4 protein-coding genes are annotated in these 2,190 nt (G+C 54.8%); all 4 read left to right on the top strand.

What is annotated here, in order from left to right:
• Nucleotides 1-183: hypothetical protein (locus A1351_RS25605; RefSeq protein ID WP_210178238.1), on the top strand; the 183-nt coding region annotated here is incomplete at its 5' end.
• Nucleotides 180-1,430 carry a Rieske 2Fe-2S domain-containing protein gene (locus A1351_RS05015; protein ID WP_064032395.1) on the top strand — a complete coding sequence of 417 codons (1,251 nt, stop codon included), beginning with the start codon at nucleotides 180-182 and terminating at the stop codon, nucleotides 1,428-1,430. The genes A1351_RS25605 and A1351_RS05015, both read left to right, overlap by 4 nt.
• Nucleotides 1,430-1,957 (top strand): aromatic-ring-hydroxylating dioxygenase subunit beta, encoded by a 528-nt coding sequence (locus A1351_RS05020; RefSeq protein ID WP_198162226.1) that lies wholly within the window; start codon nucleotides 1,430-1,432, stop codon nucleotides 1,955-1,957. Before A1351_RS05015 ends, A1351_RS05020 begins: the two co-directional genes overlap by 1 nt.
• A gap of 11 nt (nucleotides 1,958-1,968) precedes the next feature.
• Nucleotides 1,969-2,190 (top strand): hypothetical protein (locus A1351_RS25610; RefSeq protein WP_210178239.1); only part of this gene is annotated, 222 nt, incomplete at its 3' end.

The following is a 2,190-nucleotide window of genomic DNA, read 5'->3' on the forward strand; positions in this document are numbered from 1 at the left end:
GTCTATTACAGTGGTTATTTAAAAAAAATCGTTATATCTGCTATAAATAATTACAGTATTGCTATTTATAGGCGAGAAGCGATATTATTTTATCGTTGGTCGAGCTTTGATGCTACTCGGTTTATGGAGGTATTTACGGAAATAGAGGCTCGCCCTGGCATTGTTCTCGGGAGACTCGAATGACGCCACGACAATTCGTCGAGACAGACAACAAGAATTTTTTTAGGGTGCATCGGCAAGTCTATGTATGTGAAGACACATGGCGCCGGGAGCTGACGCGAATATTCGACAAATGCTGGCTGTATGCCGGTCATGCAAGCGAGTTGGAAAAGCCTGGTGACTTTCTCACACGCAAGATTGGCGGTCGGCCCGTCATCTTGGTCAGGGACGTAGCTTCCGAGACGCCGCTCGCGTTCTTGAACGCCTGCGCGCACCGCGGCGCCGTCGTCTGCGCGGACACGAAAGGAACCACGAACCGATTTGCATGTCCCTATCATGGCTGGATGTACGACACGTCCGGCGCCCTCACCGGCGTGCCGGGTAGGTCCGCTTATGGACGCATCGGCGAAGGACTGCCCGACCCTTCCCTGCCGCAAATCAAGCTCGACGATTATCGCGGCTTTCTATTCATCAGCTTCGGCGCCCCGTCGGCAAGCCTCGCCTCCTATCTCGGAGGCGCGAAGGAATACATTGACCTCGTCTGCGATCAGTCCGAAGGCTCCGTCGAAGTTCTGCCCGAACATCTTCATCATTCCATCCGAGCCAATTGGAAGCTGCTCGCTGAAAACGGCGTCGATGCTTATCATCTACCGTTTGCGCACAAGCGCTTTCTCGAACTTCTCGATTCGCTCGGCACTGATCCGAACTCCCACAAGCGCAGCGGCATCGGCTATGCTCTCGGGGGCGGCCATGCTGTCATTAAGAGCGGGCCGCCTTCGACTGGACGGCCAATTGCCTATTGGAGTCCCCTATTCTCGCCGGACATGAAGGCATCGATCGATAAGAAATTCGATGATCTCGTCGCTCGTGTCGGACAAAGACGCGCGGAAGACATGGCTCATACCAACCGCAGCCTTTTCGTTTTTCCAAATCTGGTCATCAACGACATCCTCGGGTTGAACATCCGGACTTTTTTCCCGACGTCTCCCGACGAAGTCGAAGTGACCGTCTGGGGCGCCGGATTTTCGAATGAGACGCCAGAAGAAAGAGCCATGCGCGTCAGCGCGCTGATCTCCTTCATTGGGCCGGGCGGTTTCGGAACGCCCGACGACGTTGAAATTCTGGAATCCTGCCAGCGGTCGTATGCACACGCGGGCATCGGCTACAGCGACTTCTCACGCGGCATGAGCGTCGGCACGACAAATCATACAGATGAAGAGCAGAACAGAGCTTTCTGGCGTGAATGGGCCAATTATGTGGAGCAGCCGTAATGACAGCAACATTCGTCGTTCCCTATATGAGCGCAGTCCCGATCGTTCCGGACATCGTAAGCCGCATCACTTCCTTTCTCGCCTTGGAAGCGGACCTTCTCGATGATTGGCGCCTCGAAGACTGGTTCGAGCTTTTCGAACCGGACGGGCGCTACATCGTCGCTCCATTGCAGCGCCACGCCGAAAGCGCGCCTGAGCAAGCTCTCTGCCTGATTTTGGACGACTATGACCGACTGCGGGCGCGCGTTCGGCATTTCGCGGGCGCGTCGACTTGGATGGAACAACCGCGCTCGCGTACGCGCCGCTTGGTGTCCAACGTGCGATTTTTGGCGCCTCCGACGGAAGATATCGTCGTGAGAGTGAATTTCGTCGTCTATCAATTTCGAAATCACGAATCCTGGGAATTCGTCGGCAGCGCGAAATATCGACTCGTTCCGCATGAAGCCGAGTTTCGAATCCGCGAGCGATCGGTGCAATTGGACCATGAGTCGATTTCGAAGCAAAGACGCATCAGCATCATCATCTGAGACCTTTCACGGTGAAAACCATGCAGAACCACGACGGCTATTCGAAGAGTGAAAGCGAAGCCTATATCCACGATGTCGGCTACGCCGATCGAGAGCGCTTGGAGATATTGACCGAGCTATACGATCCCGCGAGTCGAGACTTCATCTCGAGCCAGCTTCCTGACAATGCTCGGTCCGTGTTGGAAATCGGATGCGGGCATGGCCAAATGGCGTTCTGGTTCACCGATCAAGTC

It is taken from the genome of Methylosinus sp. R-45379, from assembly GCF_001644125.1.
GTDB lineage: Bacteria > Pseudomonadota > Alphaproteobacteria > Rhizobiales > Beijerinckiaceae > Methylosinus.